Annotated in this window: 23 protein-coding genes and 1 pseudogene; 17 read left to right on the forward strand and 7 right to left on the reverse strand. The window is 58.4% G+C overall.

All coding sequences use genetic code 11. The annotated features are described in order from the left end of the window. Positions 1 to 309: 309 nt before the first annotated feature. Positions 310 to 2,304 carry a glycosyltransferase gene (locus BSG20_RS28975; RefSeq protein WP_072380944.1) on the reverse strand — a complete coding sequence of 665 codons (1,995 nt, stop codon included), beginning with the start codon at positions 2,302 to 2,304 and terminating at the stop codon, positions 310 to 312. After that, positions 2,286 to 3,518: an HlyD family secretion protein gene (locus BSG20_RS28980; protein WP_072380946.1), complete on the reverse strand. Its 1,233-nt coding sequence runs from the start codon at positions 3,516 to 3,518 to the stop codon at positions 2,286 to 2,288. The genes BSG20_RS28975 and BSG20_RS28980 overlap by 19 nt, the downstream gene beginning before the upstream one ends. A gap of 568 nt (positions 3,519 to 4,086) precedes the next feature. Here BSG20_RS28980 and BSG20_RS28985 point away from each other — a divergent pair. The 5 genes from BSG20_RS28985 (at position 4,087) to BSG20_RS29005 (ending at position 8,257) form a co-directional block, all read left to right on the forward strand. Next, positions 4,087 to 5,268 (forward strand): amino acid aminotransferase, encoded by a 1,182-nt coding sequence (locus BSG20_RS28985; RefSeq protein WP_072380948.1) that lies wholly within the window; start codon positions 4,087 to 4,089, stop codon positions 5,266 to 5,268. Positions 5,269 to 5,879: 611 nt separating this feature from the next. Beyond that, the gene (locus tag BSG20_RS28990; protein WP_072380993.1) at positions 5,880 to 6,608 is read left to right on the forward strand and encodes a helix-turn-helix transcriptional regulator; all 729 of its coding nucleotides are present in this window, start codon (positions 5,880 to 5,882) and stop codon (positions 6,606 to 6,608) included. Positions 6,609 to 6,682: 74 nt separating this feature from the next. Then, the gene (locus BSG20_RS28995; protein WP_072380950.1) at positions 6,683 to 7,312 is read left to right on the forward strand and encodes an acyl-homoserine-lactone synthase; all 630 of its coding nucleotides are present in this window, start codon (positions 6,683 to 6,685) and stop codon (positions 7,310 to 7,312) included. 14 nt (positions 7,313 to 7,326) lie between these two features. Further along, positions 7,327 to 7,527, forward strand: coding sequence for a hypothetical protein (locus BSG20_RS29000; RefSeq protein WP_072380952.1), 201 nt, complete (start codon positions 7,327 to 7,329; stop codon positions 7,525 to 7,527). A gap of 178 nt (positions 7,528 to 7,705) precedes the next feature. Continuing rightward, positions 7,706 to 8,257 (forward strand): helix-turn-helix domain-containing protein, encoded by a 552-nt coding sequence (locus tag BSG20_RS29005; protein WP_244541465.1) that lies wholly within the window; start codon positions 7,706 to 7,708, stop codon positions 8,255 to 8,257. 105 nt (positions 8,258 to 8,362) lie between these two features. Here the strand turns inward: BSG20_RS29005 and BSG20_RS29010 are convergent, their stop codons facing one another. Continuing rightward, complete coding sequence (locus BSG20_RS29010; RefSeq protein WP_072380957.1) at positions 8,363 to 8,827, reverse strand: helix-turn-helix domain-containing protein; 465 nt, start codon at positions 8,825 to 8,827, stop codon at positions 8,363 to 8,365. Between the two features lie 100 nt (positions 8,828 to 8,927). Here BSG20_RS29010 and BSG20_RS29015 point away from each other — a divergent pair, with 100 nt between their 5' ends. Further along, positions 8,928 to 9,227, forward strand: a complete 300-nt coding sequence (locus BSG20_RS29015) for a hypothetical protein (RefSeq protein WP_072380959.1) — start codon at positions 8,928 to 8,930, stop codon at positions 9,225 to 9,227. 22 nt (positions 9,228 to 9,249) lie between these two features. Here the strand turns inward: BSG20_RS29015 and BSG20_RS29020 are convergent, their stop codons facing one another. Genes BSG20_RS29020 through BSG20_RS29035 form a run of 4 tightly spaced genes read right to left on the reverse strand, consistent with a single transcriptional unit; the run spans position 9,250 to position 11,591 of the window. Next, on the reverse strand, positions 9,250 to 9,795 hold the full coding sequence (locus BSG20_RS29020; RefSeq protein ID WP_072380961.1) for a hypothetical protein: 546 nt from the start codon (positions 9,793 to 9,795) through the stop codon (positions 9,250 to 9,252). Positions 9,796 to 9,808: 13 nt separating this feature from the next. Next, positions 9,809 to 10,483: a thermonuclease family protein gene (locus BSG20_RS29025; protein WP_072380963.1), complete on the reverse strand. Its 675-nt coding sequence runs from the start codon at positions 10,481 to 10,483 to the stop codon at positions 9,809 to 9,811. Beyond that, positions 10,480 to 11,025: a thermonuclease family protein gene (locus BSG20_RS29030; RefSeq protein WP_072380965.1), complete on the reverse strand. Its 546-nt coding sequence runs from the start codon at positions 11,023 to 11,025 to the stop codon at positions 10,480 to 10,482. Before BSG20_RS29030 ends, BSG20_RS29025 begins: the two co-directional genes overlap by 4 nt. Then, complete coding sequence (locus tag BSG20_RS29035; protein WP_072380995.1) at positions 11,022 to 11,591, reverse strand: hypothetical protein; 570 nt, start codon at positions 11,589 to 11,591, stop codon at positions 11,022 to 11,024. Before BSG20_RS29035 ends, BSG20_RS29030 begins: the two co-directional genes overlap by 4 nt. Before the next feature lie 223 nt (positions 11,592 to 11,814). Between BSG20_RS29035 and BSG20_RS29040 the strand changes: the two genes are divergently transcribed. The 11 genes and pseudogenes from BSG20_RS29040 (at position 11,815) to BSG20_RS38980 (ending at position 20,818) form a co-directional block, all read left to right on the forward strand. Then, the gene (locus BSG20_RS29040; RefSeq protein ID WP_072380967.1) at positions 11,815 to 12,696 is read left to right on the forward strand and encodes a lytic transglycosylase domain-containing protein; all 882 of its coding nucleotides are present in this window, start codon (positions 11,815 to 11,817) and stop codon (positions 12,694 to 12,696) included. 18 nt (positions 12,697 to 12,714) lie between these two features. Beyond that, positions 12,715 to 13,053 carry a TrbC/VirB2 family type IV secretion system protein gene (locus BSG20_RS29045; RefSeq protein WP_072380969.1) on the forward strand — a complete coding sequence of 113 codons (339 nt, stop codon included), beginning with the start codon at positions 12,715 to 12,717 and terminating at the stop codon, positions 13,051 to 13,053. A gap of 3 nt (positions 13,054 to 13,056) precedes the next feature. Further along, complete coding sequence (locus BSG20_RS29050; RefSeq protein ID WP_072380971.1) at positions 13,057 to 13,356, forward strand: VirB3 family type IV secretion system protein; 300 nt, start codon at positions 13,057 to 13,059, stop codon at positions 13,354 to 13,356. A 3-nt stretch (positions 13,357 to 13,359) separates the two neighbouring features. Then, a pseudogene (locus BSG20_RS29055) lies at positions 13,360 to 15,774 on the forward strand (VirB4 family type IV secretion/conjugal transfer ATPase). Next, positions 15,771 to 16,862, forward strand: coding sequence for a lytic transglycosylase domain-containing protein (locus tag BSG20_RS29060; RefSeq protein WP_072380973.1), 1,092 nt, complete (start codon positions 15,771 to 15,773; stop codon positions 16,860 to 16,862). The pseudogene BSG20_RS29055 and the gene BSG20_RS29060 overlap by 4 nt, the downstream one beginning before the upstream one ends. A gap of 13 nt (positions 16,863 to 16,875) precedes the next feature. After that, a complete protein-coding gene (locus BSG20_RS29065; protein ID WP_072380975.1) occupies positions 16,876 to 17,577 on the forward strand; it encodes a type IV secretion system protein in 702 nt (233 codons plus the stop codon). Between the two features lies 1 nt (position 17,578). Next, complete coding sequence (locus tag BSG20_RS29070) at positions 17,579 to 17,824, forward strand: hypothetical protein (RefSeq protein WP_072380977.1); 246 nt, start codon at positions 17,579 to 17,581, stop codon at positions 17,822 to 17,824. Then, positions 17,805 to 18,830, forward strand: coding sequence for a TrbL/VirB6 family protein (locus tag BSG20_RS29075; protein WP_072380979.1), 1,026 nt, complete (start codon positions 17,805 to 17,807; stop codon positions 18,828 to 18,830). Before BSG20_RS29070 ends, BSG20_RS29075 begins: the two co-directional genes overlap by 20 nt. A gap of 28 nt (positions 18,831 to 18,858) precedes the next feature. Next, positions 18,859 to 19,551: a VirB8 family type IV secretion system protein gene (locus tag BSG20_RS29080; protein WP_072380981.1), complete on the forward strand. Its 693-nt coding sequence runs from the start codon at positions 18,859 to 18,861 to the stop codon at positions 19,549 to 19,551. Then, the gene (locus BSG20_RS29085) at positions 19,548 to 20,363 is read left to right on the forward strand and encodes a TrbG/VirB9 family P-type conjugative transfer protein (RefSeq protein ID WP_072380983.1); all 816 of its coding nucleotides are present in this window, start codon (positions 19,548 to 19,550) and stop codon (positions 20,361 to 20,363) included. Before BSG20_RS29080 ends, BSG20_RS29085 begins: the two co-directional genes overlap by 4 nt. 23 nt (positions 20,364 to 20,386) lie before the next feature. Then, positions 20,387 to 20,818: a hypothetical protein gene (locus BSG20_RS38980; protein WP_420884132.1), complete on the forward strand. Its 432-nt coding sequence runs from the start codon at positions 20,387 to 20,389 to the stop codon at positions 20,816 to 20,818. Positions 20,819 to 20,847: the final 29 nt, after the last annotated feature.

The raw sequence follows: 20,847 nt of genomic DNA on the forward strand, positions 1-20,847 counted from the left end.
CCCGTTTGGCGTTGATAGCCAGGCCAATGATGACACGTTTAACAGTTAGGGCCGAACGAACGCAGGCCTGCGTCAAGATCCCAGGACTGTGCCGACGCATGATGGGAAGCCGGCTTGACCGTGCCGCAGATGTGCGTTTGATTCAGCCGAACGACCATCCGGATGACTGGCTACGTCGCCGCGCGCCGGCCGTATCGGCACGGTCATTCCTCGCCTTCCCGGCAGCAAAGGTTTGATGCGGCTAAGCAGCCATTTCCGCTGTCCGATCCCGCTAATTTTGTGTAAGTGCCGGGCCGGGAGACACCTCGCTCAAAGCGTCCGGGTTCGACCGAAAGTCCGAAGCAGAAGGTTGATCGAGACCGCGACTTTGTCAATGTCACGAACGTCCTGGGAGTAACGCCCGGTATAAAGCTTGACGATCATCTTATCGCGGGCAGAACCGCTAAGATCGAAATGGAGGTGCAGGTAGAAGGCCTCCTTGTCGCCCAGGCGAGCAATGCTCCTTCGTCTTTGGGTGACCATCCTTAATTCCGTTTTCAAAGGCGAAAAACCCTCGAGCGACAGCGTGACATCGGCGGACGCAAAGCGCGTCTCCGGCGGCACGGCAACGACCGCCTTGTCGAGCGCCAGACTGACCACGCGGCCGGGAACGCCGTCGACGTGAACCGCTTCATCAAGTTTGAACGCATCGAAGAGCCGTCGCGGTTTCTCGAAGCAGATCAAGGACGCGATAGCGAGAACGACAATGTTGATGCCCGCCCAGCAAGCCGCAATCGGTGAGAACTGCGCCTCGACATGGGAGGTCTCAGGCACAATATTGATGACAAGACCGATGGCCGTCGCCAATATCAACACCGCTATCCAGGCAAGGCTGTATCCATCATATCCAATCGCCTCGTTGCCGCTGCCCTTCGGGGTCACCCTGAACGGTTTGCCGAAAGGACGCACCACACTGGAAATGACGGTTGGCAACATCCGAAACGTCGCAAAAGCTCCGACTGCGCTCGATACGACGGGCAAATACCGCGTCGGTGTTATCCAGAGCATCAAAAGAAAATAGGCCGTCAGCAACGGCACCTGATTGGAAATATAGTCCGCAGCGTTGGTGAAGTAGAGCGGCAGCAAGCCGAACCAGAGATATACGATCGGGATGATCAATATCGTAAAGCGCACCAGATACTGCACCAACCACGACAGCGGAAGGAACATGATGCGTTGAAAAAGTGACAGACCAGGGCCGCGCAGCGGGCCGTTGTGAAGATAGAGTGTTTGAATTCCGCCCTGGCACCAGCGCTCGCGCTGTACGAAATAGCCAGTCAAATTCTCAGCGGCCAATCCCATCGACAGGCGCTCATTTAGGTAGCGGGTCTTGTAACCCTTGTTGAGCAGGGAAAGGGTGGTCAACAGATCCTCTGTGATGGATTCCGTCGGAAAACCCCCAATCTCATCGATCGCCTTGCGTCGCGCGATCGAGCATGACCCACAGCAGAAACTGACATCCCAGATATCTCGGCTCGGTGCAATTTCATCAAAGAACAAACGCTGCTCGTCCGGCCAGATATTTTCCAGACCGAGATTTGACTGCACCGGATCGGTATTGAAGAAATGCTGCGGCGTTTGGACGATGCCGATGGTCGATTCGGAAAAGAAGGGCAGCGTGCGGCGCAGGAAGTGACGATAGGGCACGAAGTCAGCATCGAATATCGCGATGAAGTCGCCGGAGCTGACCTTCAGACCGTTGTTCATGTTGCCGGCTTTGGCATGGCTGTTGTCAGGCCGTGTGACATGGATTGCTCCCCTCTCCTTGCAGTACGCCTTGAGCCAATCACGACGCTGATCGTCGAGCACGTAGACTTTCAGCTTGTCTTGCGGATAATCGAGCGCAAGCGCCCCAATGATCGTCCGTTCCAGGACGTCGAGCGGCTCGTTATAGGTTGGAATGAACACATCCACCGTGGGCAATTCATCCTCGTCGCCTCTAAAGAAGTCTCGCGCGAGCCCGTCCGCTTCTGCGCTCCGGTCCACATATCGACTCATCAAGACCAGGAAGAGGACGACTTCAAAGAATGCGAGAATTTCTACGATGAACAGAAACCAGACCCAGTAGAAGTTGAGGCCATCGTTGGGATAAGGGAGTACCGTCTCGAATAACCGCCAGAGCAGATAGCGCAATGCGATGGCGCCAACGACAGCGCATGTGATTGCGCGCGTCCAGCTCTGGTTACGCGACCAGTTGAAAGGTCCAAGCAAAAAGAACCCCAAAACCAAAAACGTCGGCGCCAGTGCTATAAGAGACTGAACCACAGGCCTTCCACCCACTGCCATATGCCGATGTTAGGTTTGGGCAGGCGCACCTGAACAGAACGCCCCACCTGGCAAAAGTTCGAAAAATCCGTATTGAGAGCGGAGGGAGCCAGGCCCACACGTATTCGATCGTTGCGTTTGGTTGTTTCGGGCTGATTGGCTGCCAGTGTGTCCTTCTCGGCGACCGCGGAGCTGCCTCTTACCGATAGGACTACGCCTTTGAAGACGTCACCTGCGCCTAACAAGCGCACCTCTGCAGCAAGGCCAGGATAAATCTCTTGGTAATCGACTTCCGGAACAAGGATATCGACGAACAGATCGCTGCAATCGAGTATGCGCATCAGTTCGGTATTGAGGATGACGTTCGAGCCGTTGACGATGTTGCTACTCCACACGACGCCATCGAAAGGCGATGGAACTGATGCCGAAGTGAGACTGCGGACGCGGTTTTCCTCCTCAATCAGCTGCTTTTGCACCTGTGCGGCCCGAGTTTCGTTTTCGGCGATGCGCGTGTTGAGATCGTTGATACGAACAATCACCTCATCCTGTCGCTGGCGGGAATAGGGCACGTCGTTCTGGCCGTCACCTAGAACGAAAACACCCTGGCGAACGGCTTCCAGCTTTTGTTCGAGCTGCGCTACTGTCAAGCCACTGATTTCGAGTTCGCCCCCCGCCGCTTTCCAGGCGGCTCGGGCGGCGTCGACCATCTTGGTGGACAGGATACCCTTCGCCTCAAGCGCCAGCCGGAGGTCAAAGTCGACTTGCGCGACATTGTCCTGCGCCTCGGAAACCTTGACCCGTTTGTTCAGAATCTCAACTTGCCGCTCCAAGTCGGCAATGGTTGTGCGCGTAAAGACTTCCATGCGTGCAGCCAACTGATCACGAAGCCGTACAAGCTCATCGCGTTCCCGCTTTAGCGCCGTAGCATGTTCGACAGCAGTCATGTGGTCGGCCTGCAGCGAAGTCAGTATTGCGCGGTTCACGCGGGCGTTGTGTATGAAGGCGAGCGGCTCTCCTGGCAACACGCGCGCACCAACTTTGGGGGGCGTTTCTGCGACCTCGCCGTCGATAGGAGCGTTCACGATCGCAAATCGCGCGTTGACTGTACCGTCGAGGCTTGTAAAGCCAGTCAGGCCGGGCAGCATAAGAATGATCGCAAGCGCGAACAGCGATATGCCGACCAGAATACGGGTGATGCGGTGGTTCCAGATCATTGGCAATTCCGGAAATTATCAACCGCAAGGCATCATGCGAGGCCCAGCCTAAAGTGAATGCAACCCTTTCTTGTGTTGATCTAGGCGCACCATGGCCGTGGACAAGGGGCAACTTGGCTGCGCTCGATACGTGCAGCAAAATGTTGCAATAAGGCTAACCTTGGATCAGCTATGTACTGCGGCGGAGGCTCGTTTTGTATCATGATGGACCGTTGACGCGTCTCGTGAGGAGTTGCCCGTCGTTCCTTGGTCCTTCCAGCCCGAATAGTTTTTGGTGCGCGATGGTCGCACAATCATCCATCTGCGCACGACAAACTACTAGCTACTCACACGGAGCTGGCAAAATCCTGGAAGGCGGCTCATCTTTCTATAATCCGCATCGGAAGACTTTTGACACGCGCCGCGACGGTTTTGCGACTCTTGCGAAGACGCTACTAGTCCGCAATGCTAATGAAGTTCGCAGCGAGACGATCGCAACCGCTTCCGCGAGCGTGAACGGCAGGCGAAACGCGCCGAGGCGCACGGCGAAAAGCATATCGGCACTTGATCTCAATCCAAAGGAAAAGCCATGTTCGAAACCCTTGACCCCGCCCCGCCCGACAAGATCCTCAACCTCTCGGTTCTGTTCAAGAACGATGCGCGGCCGACGAAAATGGATCTCGGCGTCGGCGTCTACAAAAATTCGCAGGGTGCGACCGTCATCATGCGGGCCGTGCGCGAGGCCGAGAAGCGCCTTTATGAAAGCCAGACGACGAAGACCTATGTCGGCATGGCGGGCGATGAAGGTTTCAACAAGGCTATGCTGCAGCTGGTCTTTGGCGAGAAGGCCGATCTCTCGCGCATGTTCGCCTGCCAGACAGCGGGCGGCTCGGGCGCGCTGCGCACGATCGCCGACTTACTCGCAAAGGCCCGGCCTGACGCCACCATCTGGCTCTCCGATCCGACCTGGGCGAACCATGTGCCGATCCTGAAGGCTGCAGGCTTCAAAACCGCGACCTATCCCTATTTCGATCCCGCAAGCGGCACGGTGAAGGCCGATGCGATGCTAGAGGGATTGAAGCAGGCGAAGGCCGGCGACATCATTCTGCTGCATGGCTGCTGCCACAACCCGACCGGCGCCAATCTGACGATCCAGCAGTGGGCTCCGGTCGTGGATCTTCTCGTCGAACGCGACCTCTTCCCCTTCGTCGATCTTGCCTATCAGGGCTTCGGCGATGGTCTGGAGGAAGACGCCGCCGCCGTTCGCCTGCTCGCGAGCAAGGTGGCGGAAATGGCTGTCGCCACATCCTGCTCGAAAAACTTTTCAGTCTACCGCGACCGCGTCGGCGCCGTCATCCTGGTGGGCAAGGACGCAGAAGCCGCAAAGATCGCCGGCAGCCAGGCGCTCGCCACTACCCGCGTGCTGTATTCCATGCCGCCGGACCATGCCGCCGCCGCCGTCCGCATCATCCTCGAAGACGATGCACTGCGCGCCGACTGGAAGTCCGAACTCGAAGCCATGCGGCTTCGCATGCTCAACCTGCGCAAGGGCTTTGCCGAGGCGCTCCGTCGCCAGTCCAACTCCTCGCGCTTCGACTTCATCGCCGACCACCGCGGCATGTTCTCGCGTCTCGGCCTGACCGAAGCGCAGGTCGACCGCCTGCGAGACGAGTTCGGCATCTACATGGTCGGCGATTCCCGCTTCAACGTCGCGGGCCTCAAGGAAGACCGGCTCGATGACCTCGCCAAGGCCGTGGTTGCGACACTCTGAGGGAAATTTAAAGCAAATGAGGGCTGGAGCGATCCGGCCTGCCAACTACGAGACGTGTGCGGATGTCTGGACTGGGATATATTGCAGTGTCCGACAAGGAAGCCATTGAGGGGATGGTTTCTTTCGGGGAGGATGCAAAACAATTGGTTAAGCGTGCTTCTCATCCCGCCGCCATAGGACTGCGCTTAAGTTCTCGCCTGACGCTGTAGGCAAGCAAATCTTCGGGTTAACGCAACTTCCGCTTTGGGCGGACTAACGTACCGCATCCCTTCCATGAACGTGCCGGCTCGGTTTCTGCTCTGCCAGACCGGCGACACCACGGGGCACCGGCCCTGCGGAAGGATGGAGTGCCAAAGGGCGATTGCCGATAAGCCCATGACAGCAATGCTTGACGAGATCATCGCCTAGACCTGTGCCGGGCGGTCATGCCCTGCAACCATTAGCGCAAGCGTCATTGCGAGCCTCACTTTATTCCGCCGCTGCCTCCGCATACAAATCTGGGTAGTAGCTATTGTCTTTACAACCAATGAGCCTTATCAATGGTCGCCCTGCCGTCGGTCCCGCGCCGCCGATCGCGCTGGGTAGCGCTCTTTCAGGGAAGGATTGCTTTCGTGGAACAGTTCCTGATGAACATCCTTTTTGAGTTTCTGGCCGCCGGCGAAAAAGCACGAGACAAAGCCGAGCTCGCCGGAGCCGTCGAACGAGTGACTTGTCATCTGGGAATGAACCATTTTGCCATGGCATTTCTGCCCTTGCCTCACGAGCGTCTTGACTCCTACTTCATATGGGAGCGATGGCCCCGCGGCTGGTTCGAACGTTATCTTGCACTCAACTATATCCACGCCGATCCTGTTGCCCACTACGTGCGGCAGACCGGCCAGCCGGCTTTGTGGTCTAAGGCGCTGGACAACCGTGTACTGAGTTCTAAAGCTAGGAAAATTATGAGTGAGGCCGGAGAATTTGGCCTGGTCGACGGGCTCACAATTCCTCTGTATTCGCGAGTCGGTGTTAATGGACTCTTTTCTGTCGCCGGGACGCGCGAACCTATGGAACCGCTAGAAGTCCAGCTTCTTTCGATTGTTGCTTCCACTGCCCACGCGCGTTTGCTCGGATGGACAGCGCCCTCCCATCGTATTCTGCCGGAGATCTTCATCACAAAACGCGAAAGCGAATTCCTGAGCCTGTGTGCGGCAGGAAAAACTGACCGGGAGATTGGCGAGTTCACCGGGCGATCGCAGCGTACAGTGCAGGCTCATATCCGGAACCTTCAGAAGAAGCTCTCAGCCGTGAACAGGGCTCAACTCATTGCCGAAGCGTTCCGCCAGGGTTGGCAACGCTAAAATTACGACATTTTACGAATAGATTTCGCTGATCCCCGGTTGCATCCTTTTGGCATGCACACGGAGGTAGTCATATGTTGCGAATACTATTCGAGCACGAGGATCCCGAGCTCACGGAGCGCGTTTGGGCATTCCGGCATCTGCGGTTTGTCGAACAGTTAGGGTGGGAGGAGCTGCGCCGCAAAGATCGCCGCGAACGCGACCGCTTCGATACGCCTTCGGTGGTGCATGCCGTCCTAGCGCTTCACGGCGAAGTCATTGGATACTCAAGACTCGTCCCGACAATCGCTCCACACTTCGCCGGCGAAGTGGCTGACGCGCTTCGCATCAACCTTCCTAAGGGGCCGCAAGTATACGAATGGACAAGATGCGCCACGGCCCTCAATGCACCGCCAATCGCTGGAGTGAACGCGTCCGACCTATTGATGACCGGCGTGCTCGAATGTCTGCTTCATCTCGGCGCACGACAAATCCTATTTGTGACCTATACGCCGCTTGTCGAAATGATGAGGCGCAGAGGCTATTTGGTGCGCGCCCTGGCAAGCCTGCCGCTCGAGCGCGATAGACCTGTAACGCTGGCGTCGGCCGAAATCTCGCTTAACCTTCTTCACCAACACCGGAGAACGTACGGGGTGTGCGGCACGCTGCTTTCATGGAGCGGCGCGCGTGAATCGATCGCGGAACGGTCCCCAGCCGCGGCATAAAAGGGAGGCCGACTATGGCCCGTCGCAGCAAATCGCTAATGGGTGCAGCCGACGCCCATCGCTTTGTTCTTACGACGGTGCATGACGAAACGTCGGCTCTGCTCAAAGCTGTCGAGGAGATTTGCCGCCGTTACCCACCGAACAATGACCTCTATTTCGTCCGGTATCTTTTGCGAATGGTCGTGTTGGAAACCCGGCGGCACCGGCCGGATTAAGCGGTTCAAACCACTCCCATGTTAAGACATCGTCTTAAAGTTCTTTGCAAACGTGAAATGGCTTGATATGATACAACTTAGACGGACATCCGTCTTGGGGCGTCGAAACCCCATTTTGATTGTTGTGCGCTTTAGGCGACTACTTCGCGACCATGATCGGTCGGGGAGCCCGTGGAGTATGCAAGAGGCGTTCGCGCTAAGGTCCACGGGGGCTGGTAATCAACGGCATTTCGAACTCCCCGGCTTCTGGTTGCCAGATGATCTGGCCAGCGGGAGCGCTTTTATGCAGCATATTATTTCGGTCAAGACCAACCGGTTCGGTGCGGATTCGAAGGACAAAACTAGCGACGGGCATATCGTTGATACAGAAGTCGGAAGGCGGATCAAGAAGCGGCGCCAGCAACTTCGGATCTCCCAAACTGCCCTCGGCGTTGCCGTCGGCGTCTCGTTTCAGCAGATCCAGAAGTACGAGCGCGGCGCCAATCGGGTCAGTTCCTCGATTCTCTATCAGGTCGCGCAGATACTCGGCGTTCCGATTACATATTTCTTCGAGAGCCTGCCCACACCATCCAGCACAGATAATGCAGGACTGAGCCAGAAAGCGCTCCTGCGCGAGGAATTTGTCGCGACCGAGGAGGGTCAGCGCCTTGTCGATGCCTTCTTGTCTGTTCCGAAAAAGATGAGGCCGAAATTCATCGCGCTTTTGGCTAGTTTTGAGGCCAATGACTAATTTGAGAAAGCCATCGATCGCGATCCGTCATGGGATGGGATGGTATAACCACTAAGAAGCGAATTCACTGTTCCCATATCTTCTGCAACGCACGCCGGCGATGCTCTATTCTTCGCGCGGGCGCAGTTTGGTCATGGCTTCTACGAGCGCCAAAAGTGACTCCACCGCGTCAGCGGGAAGCGACTCGATCACTTTGATGAGCTTTCGGCGCTTGTCCGCCTCGGAGGGTGTCTTTCCAAACCGATATGGAGCGGCTGCCATGATGAAGTCAATTGGTGAAAAATCCAGAACTTCGCTCAGATGGATGAGCCGGGTGACGTGCATCTTCGTCTCGTTGCGCTCGTAGCGGCCGTAGACTTGCTCGTGCAGGCCGAGAAACGGCGCCACCTCAGCCCTGGTCAACCCGGTCGCGTCGCGCGCCTGCCGGAGCGCTTCGGAAATGCGGCGATCGAGCTCGCCAAGTTCGGGCCCTTCGAAGCCGGGACCACGATAGATAGCTTTATCGATCTCCGGATCGGTCGTCTCAACGAGCCGTTTGTCCTCGACGTACTTGTCAAATTTTGTCGTCATTAAAGGCAGCCTATCATTGTCCTACCTCCCTCTTACATCACCCTCACTGCATCTGGCTACCGTGGACGCCGGCAACAGAAATAGGAGCACAGGTCAAGAAATGGCAGACGATCTTCGACCGCAACTCGCCACTCTGATTTCGCGTCATCGCTCCCTCGTCGTCTTGCTTGGCCGTAACCCATGCGAGGCATTGCGGCGAGACCATACACGCACGGACATAGGCGAGCTCAGCACCGAAGAGCGACGGCTGAGGATTGACATCATTGCCTGGTCACCAAGGAATGAACCTGAGGCCCGCGAGAAGCTCATATACTTGGCGAGTTTTGTCGCCGCCACCGGCGCGAGCTTTGATGCCGAATGTCTCGACACAATTCTCAAGTCGGTCGAGCGCTTCTTTTAGCTGAATGATGTTTTGCAGCGTCTCAATGCCTCAGGTCAAAATAGTGCCGTTCCGTAGTGCCATCCTGCGCGCTGTTGATATCGAGATAATACGGCTGCGCCCGCAGCTGCCGGTCGACATACTCGCGATATTCGCAGCCATTTCGCCCTGAATACTCCCGGGTAACGCCATCACGCTCGGTTTTTTGGCGATCGCTATCGAAACGCCATGGCGTGCGCCCGCTGCAAATCCTGATGGTCCGGCTGCAGCGCGACAGCTCCTTAGAGCGCCCATGACTATCCGTTTGATCGCCTATGGCTGGCTGCCAACCTGTCGGGCAATCGGCATACCGCTCATAGCCGGGCTTTCCGGCCCCGCCTTCGGGGCACGTCGGCCAGGAGAAGCCGGGGCGTTTCATCGCTGCGATCAATCGCTCCATCGGCGGATGGCAGGATTCAACGCCATGCCAGGAGGGGCTATTCGAGGCCGCACACAGCAACACCTCACAGCCCCAATCGCTCGCTTGGCCGTGGTGGTGTCGGAGGCCGAACATGGAAAGTGCAAGAAGAATTATCAGGATCTGCCTCATCGATGTCTCCTCGTCATCGGTCCGTCCTGCGCTGTCTGTTGCGCCAATCCGCAAACGGCGGTGTAAGCTCGCGCTTACGCTCGGCTAGAATATTCCAATCGGCGATTGGGCGACGTCTGGTGGTTTGGTCGATGGCGTTTCGCCGCCATTCCACCATGTCGAGCACATAGGTGCCCCAGAGCCCGTATCGGGCTGAGCGGGCATATCGCTGTGCGGCGCTGTACTCGGGATCCGTCGGCACGAGCGTGCGCGCCCATCCGACGCGAAGCATTTCAAGAGCAAGATCCCGGCCGCGCGCCTCGCATCTGGCTGTCTGTTCGCCGGCTGCGCGATAACGCGAAGGGGCGCAAATGACGACGGAGTTGCCGACCATTCGCTTCAGCCAGGCCTTCGCCAGAGCGCCGCATGGTATCGGCGCCGGTAGGGGCATCCTCCCCGAAGCTGTCGGATCAAAGGCCCACTGTGGCAGCGGGCAGGCATCGATGCTATCGAGCCGCACCCTTACTCCGAGCTGCGGGAACCAAAGTGTGTCTCCGCTGATGACCGACGCTCTTCCCGTTATCGGCGGAACGTCTCGCGTGGCGCTGAAGGCTTCGTTTGCCCTGGAACTCTCCACGAGATCAGCGCTCTTGCCCGGATATGTGACCGAGATCAGTAGAAGCGCGGCGACAGCGACAGAACGCCTCATTTTGACCTCTCCTGATCGCTCTTCGCGGCGCGACCGAGCAGGATGGCCGGATGCGCTATGTCCGGAAATTGCCAGAGGCCGACCTTGCGGTTCCTCGCCTGCTGTTCTGCGACTGAATAGACGGTGTTGATGGGAAGTCCACGGGCATCGAGTGCAGCAAATGCGTAGCCCTCGGCAATCAGCATGGTCCCAAGATCCAGTCGCTCGCCCGCGATCGTCGCAAAGCACACGACGTAGGTGATCGAGGATGCCTTGGCGATTGGAGCACAGGACGGATGCGTATCCCTGATAAAGGCGACAAGGACGGCGAGTGACGCGCCGCCGCAGTCCTGCTTCACACCGACGTTGTTGGTGAAAACCGTGCCGCGGAGGCAGGATTGAACGCCGTAGAGGCGGTATCGCTGCCCGTGGAGGGACCAGGTATCACCGCTTTCGAGCACGGCTCCTTCTCGCAGTTCGAAATACTCCACCGGCGTGGCATGGGCAGCCTGCGTGAAGGCGAGCCAAACGATACCAGCCAGGAACATGAGCCGGCCCCTCATTGCCCTTGCACCCTCGGATCGGCCCACATCCCGAAGCCGCCACGGCCGATCTTTTCCGCCTCGGCAAGATCGGGCCGCATCAGCGATCCGTCCGGCTTTTTCGCGAGCCTCAGTGCGCCGAGCGAAACGAGCTGTTCCTCAAGGTTTGCGACAGTGTCGAGCGCCCCCGGAATATTGTAGTAGCCAAAACAGGTGACATCCTGGCTCGGCGCATGCTGCTCCGTGACAAAGGCACGGCAGAACAGCACCTTGGGGTTCTTCAGCAGGATCTCGAGCTCGGTCCGCGCGAATTCCTCACAGCGACCGGCGAAATTCTCTTGGCGGTTTACCATTTCGCCGGCGCACGGTTCGACGCCATAGAGATGCAGCGTGACCCTATCGTCAACGCGGATGTCGGTCGGTGACGCGGCTCTAAAACCGCTGGCCGAGGCAAAACCCTGTCGGGCGACGACCTTCCGATTGCCGTCGTAGTACTCGATGACCAGGACCGTCTTCCCAGGCGCTGCAAGCGATTTCACATAGGCCTCGTCGACCATCCCCGTGGCTAAAGCCGGCGATGATGGCATTGCCGCCGCTGCGACCACAGCCAGGTTGTAAGCCCACCGCCGGAACTTTACTAAAATCGTCATCACTGAAGCTCTCGCGCAAAAGTTTCTTTTTGGGCTTCCACAATCAGCATTTTCGATGTAACACATAACGTATTGAGTCATGCTTTTTGATTAGCCTAGTGGGTTTCTTAGGAAACGACAACCGCTTTTGTCGAGCGTAGTTCTGGATGAAGGGCGCGCAATGAAGGGCATACTTTTTTCCGCAGCGACGATGGCACTGACTGCCAATATCGTGACTGGCGTCAAGGCGAACGAACTGAAATTATTTGATTTCAGCCGTTTTTCAAACGAAAAACGGAACCTTGGAACTGCGCCGGACCAAGTTTCCTCACATCTGCAGGCGGACGAAAAACAAGAGTTTTCGATCGGGGGAGACGGAATTTTCGGCAGCGCAAACCTCGATCTTTCGTATTACTACAAGAGTATAGCTGACTCGAACATCGCTGTCGCTCTCAGGCGCCGAGATAACACGCAAACAGACAAAACCGTTGACGATGAGCATAACGATCTGAGTAATGGTCAGTTGTCGACTAGCCGTTGCGGGGCGTCACCGCTTGGCCCGGCGGCGATCCGTGATTTGGTCGCCGCCTCGGCAGATCGGCACGGCGTTGACCGCGGCCTCGCAACCGCGATCGCCTGGGCCGAAAGCAGATTCGACCAGGTCCGCAACAGCCCAAAGGGTGCGCGCGGCACAATGCAGCTCATGCCGGCGACGGCGCAGCGCTACGGCGTGCGCGATGTCTGCGATCCCGTCTCGAACATCGACGGTGGTGTCCGCTATCTCCGCTCGCTCATTGACCAGTTCGGCAACCCGCTGCTTGCGGCAGCCGCCTACAATGCCGGTGAACAGCCGATCTACGACCATCACGGTGTGCCGCCCTACCCCGAGACTGTCGCCTATGTCGCGGCCATCCTGAACTATCAGCTTGGGCTCCAACCGCTCCGCGTGAAGGGCGCCACGCTGCAGTCGTCGGGCGACGGCGAACGATCATTAACTCAAAGCAATAGCGTCATCGGTGCAACCACGACGGCCAAGTTCGTTGGCGGCGTGATGCAATTCTAGTGGCATGAGGAGAAGGACATGACGATCCCTGATACTTTCCGACAATCCCGGGTGCTCCGCATCGTGACAATCTGCTCGCTCGTTGCGACAGCCCAGTTTTTCACCGCCGATTTGGCGATGGCGCAGCAAACGAGCCAGGCCTTCGCACCGCTTCAGGCCGTGATGCAGGCGATCGTCGACTTCATCACCGGACCCTTTGGAAGGTTGTGCGCGATCATCGCGGTAATTTCGATGGGCTTCCTCGCCTTTGCCGGTCGCCTCAGCTGGTTCCTCGTTGGCGGCGTTGCACTCGGCATCGGTCTCGTCTTTGGGGGGCCGGGCATCGTCGATGCACTGATATCCGTTGTCGGGCAGTAAGTCATGGCCGAGCCCAACGTCACAAAGCCGATCCTCACCCCGTTGATCATTGGTCTGACGCGCTCGCCGACCTTGTGGGGGGTGCCGTACATGGCGGCCATCATCGTCATGGGTCTCATGATCATCGCCTGGCTTGCCACCAACAGTCTGTGGGCGTTGCTGACCGCCCCGATCGCCTATCTGGCTCTTTTCACCCTTTGCACCTGGGACGCTCGTATTCTGGACGTCCTTCAAGTCTCAACACGATTGACGCCGCGAACGCCGAACAAGGTCTTCTGGGGCGGCAATTCCTATGGGCCTTGAACGATGCTGAAGGTCGTGCGCGAAGAGCTCGGTTTCGGCGTCATCGGCGGCCGCGAACGACCGATATCGAAACACATCCCCTATCTCAGGCATGTGGCGGATACGGTCGTCAACCTCGCCGATGGCGCGCTGATGAGTGTCATCAAACTCGACGGCCTCTTCTTCCAGACAGAGGATCAGGCCGAGCTCAACATGCGCTCGGCAGTCCAGAACACGATGATCAGGGCGCTCGGATCGAGCCGCTTTTCAATCTGGTCGACGGTGATCCGCCGCCAGATTGATGCCGCTCAGGAGGGCGCGTACGAGGACCCATTCTGTGCTGCTCTTAACCGCCGCTACATGGCAGCACTTACCCAAAAGCGACTGTTTGCGAACGAACTCTATCTCACCATTGTTCGCTCGGGCATGCGTGGCCCGCTTGCGATCGGCGACAAGCTGCGGCGCCTCCTGGATCGTACAGCGGGCAGCGATTTGCGTAACCAGCAACTGCGCGAAGCGGTCGGCGAGCTCGAGGAGCTGACGGAAAACATTGTGCGCGATCTTCGCAAGTACGGCGCCCGGGCACTCGGCGTCGTCTACCGCGCCGGCGAGCCCTATTCGGAGCCGCTGGAGTTCCTGAACACCATTTTGACCTGTGGCATCCCGCGGAAGATGCGCCTGCCCAGGATGGGCATCGCCAACTACGTCGGCACCTCACGACTGCACTTTTCGAGGCGAACATTACAGGCTCAGGGCGCGACGCCTGACGATAACCGCTATGGCGCGATGCTCTCCATCAAGGAATATCCCCCCTTCACCGGTCCCGGCATGCTCGATGGGCTCCTTTAGGTGAACCACGAGTTCATCCTCACCCAGTCCTTTACGATCGCCGACAAGCCGGTCGCCCAAGAGCGCATCACCCGCCTGAAGCGGCAGATCGGCGCCTCCGATGAGGCCGGCAGCGATGTCGAAAACGATATCGATTTCGCGCTGAACAGCCTGCTGAATCAGGAAGCGGTGTTCGGTTTCCATCATCTCTCCCTGCTTTGCCTTTCGCGAGACCTCGATGGCATCAACAAGGCGGTGTCCGACCTCGGCGCCTGCTTGACCGACATGAACATCAACTGGCTGCGCGAAGATCTGAACGCCGAGGCGGGCTTCTGGGCCCAGCTTCCAGGCAACCATGCCTACATCGCCCGAAAAGCGATGTTGTCGAGCGCCAATTTCTCCGGCCTCTCGTCGATGCATAATTTCGCGTCCGGCCAGAGCGAGGGCCTGCACTGGGGAAGTCCCATCACCATCCTGGAAACGACCAGCCAGACGCCCTACCGGTTCAACTTCCATCAGCGCGATATCGGCCATTTCCTGGTGACCGGCCCGACGGGTTCAGGCAAGACCGTGGCGCTGACCTTCCTGCTCGCCCAGGCGTTCCGTGTGCGACCGACGCCGAAGGCTGTGTTCTTTGACAAAGACCGGGGTGCTGAAATTTTCATCCGGGCGATCAACGGCACCTATGAGGTGCTCACCCCGGGAACGCAGACAGGTTTTAATCCCCTGCAGCTTGAGAACATCGGCGAGAACCGCGAATTCCTCCTGCGCCTCCTCAAAACGATGCTGCGGCGTGGCGATGGTGGCGACTTCGATCAACAAGAAGAGGACGTGCTCGAGCGCGCCATCGTGCGGCTGATGCGGGAGCCGGCCGCAGAGCGCAATCTTGCAAACCTCTCCGGTCTACTGACCGGCCGATCGCGCGCTGATCCCAACGACCTGCATTCGCGTCTAAGGCCATGGATAGATGGCGAGAAGGCTTGGCTGTTCAACGCCCGCCATGATGTTCTGTCCTTTTCCGGTCGACGCGCCTTCGGCTTCGACATGACCAGCATCCTCGACAATGACGAGGTGCGCACGCCAGCGCTGATGTACATCTACCACCGCCTCGATGAGTTATTCGATGGCGCGCCCGTGATGATCTTCATGGATGAAGGCTGGCGGTTATTGAGGGATCAAACCTTCAGCGACTTCATCATCGACAAGGCGAAGACGATCCGAAAGCTGAACGGCATCGTCGGGTTCGGAACGCAATCGGCCGCCGACATCGTCCGCTCGCCAGCGGCGCATACCCTTATCGAACAATCGGCGACCAATATCCATTTCCCCAATCCCCGGGCGGATGAGGAAAGCTATATCGGCCGGTTCGGACTGACGGTGAAGGAGTTCAACTTCATCCGTAATACTCCGCCGGAGAAGCGGGCCTTCCTGATCAAGCACGGCCATGACAGCGTGATTGCCAGGCTCGATCTCAGCTCGATGCCTGATCTGATCAAGGTTCTGTCGGGACGGAAGGAAACGATCGGGGAATGCGCGAGGCTTCGCGAGATCCACGGCGATGATGCCCGCGCATGGCTCCCCGCCTTTTGTGGCTGGGAGGATGGCACATGAGCCGAGGCCCCCTGCCCGTCTCGGTCCTGACCCTGTTGCTGATCGGCTTTGATGCAGGCGTCGCGATAGCCAACGTTCCGGTGATCGATGATACCAATCTCCGCGAGCGCCAGGAGCGCGACAAGACGACTGATGACATCGAGGATACCGATCACGATCGCCACACGATCCATACCTCGGTGACATGCTCGGTCTACCGGCCGGGCCGCAGCAATGATCCGGTTGGTGCGGCGAACGCCAATCCTGAAATATCCGGCCTCGTACGGCGCGTCGCCCGCGAGGAACGCCTCGATGAGAACCAGTTGCTCGCGCTGGTCTACCAGGAGAGCCGCTTCAATCCATGTGCCAAATCCAGTGCCGGCGCCACGGGCCTGGCGCAGCTCATGCCGGGGACAGCGGCCCAGCTCGGCGTCAACGAGAACAATATCGAGGAAAACCTGCACGGTGGCGCGCGGTACTATAGGCAGCAGTTGCTCCGCTACGATAACAATGTCTCGCTGGCGCTCGCTGCCTACAACGCCGGGCCTGGCAATGTGAACAAGTATGGCGGCATTCCGCCGTTCAAGGAGACGCAGGGCTACGTCCGCAGCATCACGCAGGATTGGCTGCCAGCTTTTGGCGGCTCCGACAAATCCGGAATACCTCTCAATTTCGGGGGTGGCGAGATTGCCTATACCGGTATGCGTTCCTCGACATTGAACGCGATGGGAACCACGGCGGCGACGGGCGACAGCCTTGCCAATGTTTCGAGCTGGTATCAGCAGCTCGGTCAACTTCAGACCGGCACCATCCAGGATAGCTGGGACCATAATTCCACAGTGCGCAACGCCAATCTCGAGATGATGAACAATGTCATCAAGCTCGGCACGGCGATGGCCGATCTTGTCAACGCACGCAACGCTGTGTCCTCGGCCAATCTTTCCAGCTCGTCGCGAAGCACCGCCGATGAGGAGGTCGATGAGAAGCCACGGGACGTCGCCGGTCTCTGCGATCCGAGCCAGAACCTCGTCTGGAGCGATGCGCACAAGGCCTGCATCGAGAAACGGGAAAACGAGGATCAGGTCGAGCTGATGCTGCAGCCGCAATGATAGGAGAATCGATATGAGAGCCATCGTTCTAAGCGGCACTGCGCTGCTCATCTTGCCAACCGCCGTGTTGGCTGACGTGCCAGTAATCGACAGGACCAACTATGAGGTCGCCAGAAAGACCGCGGAAACGACTAGGCAGATCCTGGACACGAACAAGAATATCCTGACGACCGTCGAGGACACGTTGAAAGCGGTCACCGGCGATCGCGGCAGCACGGCGGCCCCCTTGAAAGACCTTGCCATCGGCAGCGGCTTCAGCGTCTCGGCGATCCCATCCTTCGACAGCATCCTGAAAGAAGGCGTTTTGAACTTCGGCAGCATGGGCGGCGACATTGCCAAGGGCGCCACGGTGTTCATCAACGGTTTGCAACTGGTCAAATCGCTGTCCGGCAAAGAAGACAGCACTTTACCCGGCGACAAGTCCTACGAACAGCTGGTGAACACGGTTCTGGGGGTATCGGCACTCGTCAACGGGTCACAGCAGGCGATCAAGAGCCGACGCAGCGCTTTCGAGCAGGCAGGGGCCCAGATCGGCACAGCGCAAGACATCAAGGGCTCGATCGATCAGAACACGCAGCTGCAGGTTCAATCCGGCCTGACGCTCAACGAAATGATCGGCGTCATGAATGGCGCCGTCACATCTCTGCAAGCTGAGAACCAGCGGCGTCTCACCGACATCTCAAACACCAAGAAGGCCCTCGCGTTCGGGAACTGACATGTCAAAGTGTGGAAGCTTCGCGGCCACTCTTCTGGTCGTGGCAATCGTGGTCGGCTGCGGCACCGTCAAGGAAAAGACGGCGCCCTGCAAGCGTCCGGCCAATCTCACCTCCTTTGCGGCCGATCCGAAGCATGAGTGCGGGCCGATGCAACGAGTGAACGATCCGGCCGCAGCCTTTGCGGCGATCGGCGTGATGGACCAGGATCAGCAACAGGAACGCGCCAATGCAGGACTTTCTCGGTGATCTGCTCGAGCGCATCGAGAATTCCGGGACCAGCTTCTCGGAGAAAGCCTATACGATCGTCGGCAACGAGATCATGCCGCTGCTGCAGACGTTGTTCGTCGTTTATGTCGCCTGGTACGGGCTGCAGCTTGTCATGGGCACAGCCCGCCTCGGCGTCGGCGAAATCGTCGCACGCATCGTGCGTATGATGATCATCCTTACCCTGGTCAGCTCGTGGGGCAACTTCAACAACCTGTTCTACCGCTGGATCAACGACACGCCCGAGGATGTCGGCCGCGCGATCCTGGCAGCATCCGGCACCGGAATTACCGAGCCGACCAATGGCATGTCGATGATCTGGCGCACCGCCAACGAGGCGGCCTCGGCCCTTGCCGAACAGTCCGGCTACTTCACCGTCCTGCCAAGTATGATCGGCGTCATTATCATGGTCGGCGCCGGCGTCTTCATTGCGATCGCCCTTGCCATTCTCATCCTGGCAAAGGTGATGCTTTGGGTGCTGATCGCAACCTCTCCTATCTTCATCAGCTGCATGCTGTTCGAGAGAACGCGCGGTTATGGCGTTGGCTGGTTCAATCAGCTGCTCACCTACGCCCTGATCCCGCTGTTCATCTACGTCATTGCCGCATTCCTGATCGCTGCCATGAATCCTGAACTATCGAAGATCGACGCAGCCAGTGGTTCTAGAACCCTCACACTCGCCGATATCGCCGGCTTCCTGTTGCTCTGCATCGCGGGCGGCTTCGTGATGCTCTACATCCAGTCGCTGGCCCACGGCATCGCCGGCGGGATCGCTGCAGGCATCGGCAACGCGGCGACCAACATTGCCCGCTTTGCCGGCGTAAGGGTACCGCTTACGGCCGGTAAGGCCGCTCTCAGCGTTGGGCGTGCCGCCTACCAGGCCGGGCGGGGCCTGAGCGAGCGCGCCCGAAATGGCGGTGACGACGATGCCTCCGGCACGCGCTCCGCCATGCAATCACGCATCACCCAGAACAGCACGCCAACCTGACTGGAACCGTTTCCGAAAGACATTTGTCATGGCTGATTCCAACGACCTCAATCTACGGACCTATTATCAGAGCGGCGATATCTGGGAGCAGGAGATCGTCAAAAAGGCGAAGCGCTCGCGCACGCTTGCGTGGTTCGTCACAACGACGTTCGGTGGCATTACGCTGTTGAGCTTGCTCGCCCTCGCCATGCTCGTGCCGCTCAAAAGCTTCGAGCCCTACATCGTCGAAGTCGACAAGAGCACCGGCTATATCGAGGTGAAGACCGGTCTCACGCGACCGACGAACATCACGGAACAGCAGGCGGTCACCCAGGCGAATATCGTCCGATACATTCGCGCTCGCGAGGGGTACGATCCCTATGCCATCGAACAGAATTTTGGCATAGCGGCACTGCTGTCGACCGGCAATGCGGCGCGTGACCTGCAGGACCTCTACAGCGCCACCAATCCTAAGAACCCGGCCAAGGTTTACGGCAAGAACAAGCGCATCAACACCGAGATCGCTTCTGTCACCTTCCCGAACAACTCCACCGGCATCGTTCGTTTTTCGACGACGGAGCTCTCCGACACCGATTCCGTTACCAACCACTGGATCGCGGTGGTTCGCTATCGCTACACCGACACGCCGGCGACCAACGAGTGGCGCTTCGAGAACCCTCTGGGCTTCCAGGCCTATGACTATCGCCGCGACCAGGAAACGGTGACGGGGAGCGGCCAGTGATCAAACCGCTTCTCTTTGCCATTGCCGTCATAGCTCTTAACAGCGCCGACAGCGCCGCAGGCGCCGAGACGCCATTGGCGGGCCGTCTCGACCCTCGCGTCACCAGCGTCGTCTATCAGGCGAACAACGTCGTACGTGTCTTCGCGACCTACGGCGTCTCGACGATGATCATCTTCGACGAAGACGAGAAGTTCGAAACGATCGCCGTCGGCGATACGGACAGTTGGGACGTGGTACCGACCGACAAGGGCAACATCCTCTTCGTCAAGCCGAAGGCGAAGAACGTCGCGACCAACATGAATGTCGTGACGACGAAGCGCATCTACTATCTCGAGCTTAACGACTATGCGCCGGAGGACAACAAACAGGTCTTCGGCATTCGCTTCATCTATCCCGACAAGGCCCTCAATGCCTCACTTCGACAAGAGGCGGAAGCCCGCGCCGGCTACCCGAACATCTCAGGCATCGAGAAGGCCAACGTCAACATCGACTATTCCTTTTCCGGCGATGGCCGGCTGAAGCCACTGATGGTCTTCGATGATGGTAAAAAGACCTTCTTCAAATTCGGCGCCAGAGTACCGGCGATCTTTGCCGTCAACGCGGACTTCACCGAGACCCTGCGCAATTTCCGGCGCGAGGGCGACTACATCGTCGTCGACGGAACCGCGACACAATACACGCTGCGCGACGGGAACCAGTGGACCTGCATCTTCAATCTCAGAAAGCCCGATTTCGGCGCCCCGGATCCAGCTATCATGGGGCCAGCGCCCGATGACAAGGCGACAATGCGAAGAAGGAGCGGCAACGGATGAAACGATCGCCCGAACTCGAGGCGATGTTGGCTGCGGACGAGACTGAAGTGCGCGATCAGGGTGCTCGGCGCAAACAGCTCATCGGCGGTGCTGCGCTGTTGCTCGGGGGGGCAGCACTCGCTTATGTGATCGTCTTCGCACCGCAAAAGCATCCATTGGATGTCCTTCAGGGTGACGAAGAATTTTCCACGACCACCTTCCGGCCGCCGTCTTTTCTCCGTGAGGATCGCAATCCCGAGCAGAAACCGGCCGAGAATATCATCCAGCTTCCCGAGCCGCCGAAAGAAGAGAAAGAAGACCATTCGGATATCACGGAATTTAATGTTCCGCCTCCGCCCGTCGCCGTCGAAACCGCTGAACAGAAGCAACAGCCGCCGAGGAATTCCCGAAGCGATTTCTCTCGAAGCAGATTGTTACAGACTCCGCCAAGGCCGACAGCGGAGACGGCTCGCTGACCGGTGCCGCTGCGGAGGGTGCACCGACT

Origin of the sequence: Rhizobium tibeticum (assembly GCF_900110205.1) — a bacterium.
Classification (GTDB): domain Bacteria; phylum Pseudomonadota; class Alphaproteobacteria; order Rhizobiales; family Rhizobiaceae; genus Rhizobium; species Rhizobium tibeticum.

Excerpts from the sequence above, each read along its gene's own strand:
- BSG20_RS28980 (WP_072380946.1), bottom strand. The coding sequence starts at position 3,518 with ATGATCTGGAACCACCGCATCACCCGTATTCTGGTCGGCATATCGCTG.
- BSG20_RS28985 (WP_072380948.1), top strand. The coding sequence starts at position 4,087 with ATGTTCGAAACCCTTGACCCCGCCCCGCCCGACAAGATCCTCAACCTC.
- BSG20_RS28995 (WP_072380950.1), top strand. The coding sequence starts at position 6,683 with ATGTTGCGAATACTATTCGAGCACGAGGATCCCGAGCTCACGGAGCGC.
- BSG20_RS29000 (WP_072380952.1), top strand. The coding sequence starts at position 7,327 with ATGGCCCGTCGCAGCAAATCGCTAATGGGTGCAGCCGACGCCCATCGC.
- BSG20_RS29005 (WP_244541465.1), top strand. The coding sequence starts at position 7,706 with ATGCAAGAGGCGTTCGCGCTAAGGTCCACGGGGGCTGGTAATCAACGG.
- BSG20_RS29010 (WP_072380957.1), bottom strand. The coding sequence starts at position 8,827 with ATGACGACAAAATTTGACAAGTACGTCGAGGACAAACGGCTCGTTGAG.
- BSG20_RS29015 (WP_072380959.1), top strand. The coding sequence starts at position 8,928 with ATGGCAGACGATCTTCGACCGCAACTCGCCACTCTGATTTCGCGTCAT.
- BSG20_RS29020 (WP_072380961.1), bottom strand. The coding sequence starts at position 9,795 with ATGAGGCAGATCCTGATAATTCTTCTTGCACTTTCCATGTTCGGCCTC.
- BSG20_RS29025 (WP_072380963.1), bottom strand. The coding sequence starts at position 10,483 with ATGAGGCGTTCTGTCGCTGTCGCCGCGCTTCTACTGATCTCGGTCACA.
- BSG20_RS29030 (WP_072380965.1), bottom strand. The coding sequence starts at position 11,025 with ATGAGGGGCCGGCTCATGTTCCTGGCTGGTATCGTTTGGCTCGCCTTC.
- BSG20_RS29035 (WP_072380995.1), bottom strand. The coding sequence starts at position 11,591 with ATGCCATCATCGCCGGCTTTAGCCACGGGGATGGTCGACGAGGCCTAT.
- BSG20_RS29040 (WP_072380967.1), top strand. The coding sequence starts at position 11,815 with ATGAAGGGCATACTTTTTTCCGCAGCGACGATGGCACTGACTGCCAAT.
- BSG20_RS29045 (WP_072380969.1), top strand. The coding sequence starts at position 12,715 with ATGACGATCCCTGATACTTTCCGACAATCCCGGGTGCTCCGCATCGTG.
- BSG20_RS29050 (WP_072380971.1), top strand. The coding sequence starts at position 13,057 with ATGGCCGAGCCCAACGTCACAAAGCCGATCCTCACCCCGTTGATCATT.
- BSG20_RS29060 (WP_072380973.1), top strand. The coding sequence starts at position 15,771 with ATGAGCCGAGGCCCCCTGCCCGTCTCGGTCCTGACCCTGTTGCTGATC.
- BSG20_RS29065 (WP_072380975.1), top strand. The coding sequence starts at position 16,876 with ATGAGAGCCATCGTTCTAAGCGGCACTGCGCTGCTCATCTTGCCAACC.
- BSG20_RS29070 (WP_072380977.1), top strand. The coding sequence starts at position 17,579 with ATGTCAAAGTGTGGAAGCTTCGCGGCCACTCTTCTGGTCGTGGCAATC.
- BSG20_RS29075 (WP_072380979.1), top strand. The coding sequence starts at position 17,805 with ATGCAGGACTTTCTCGGTGATCTGCTCGAGCGCATCGAGAATTCCGGG.
- BSG20_RS29080 (WP_072380981.1), top strand. The coding sequence starts at position 18,859 with ATGGCTGATTCCAACGACCTCAATCTACGGACCTATTATCAGAGCGGC.
- BSG20_RS38980 (WP_420884132.1), top strand. The coding sequence starts at position 20,387 with ATGTTGGCTGCGGACGAGACTGAAGTGCGCGATCAGGGTGCTCGGCGC.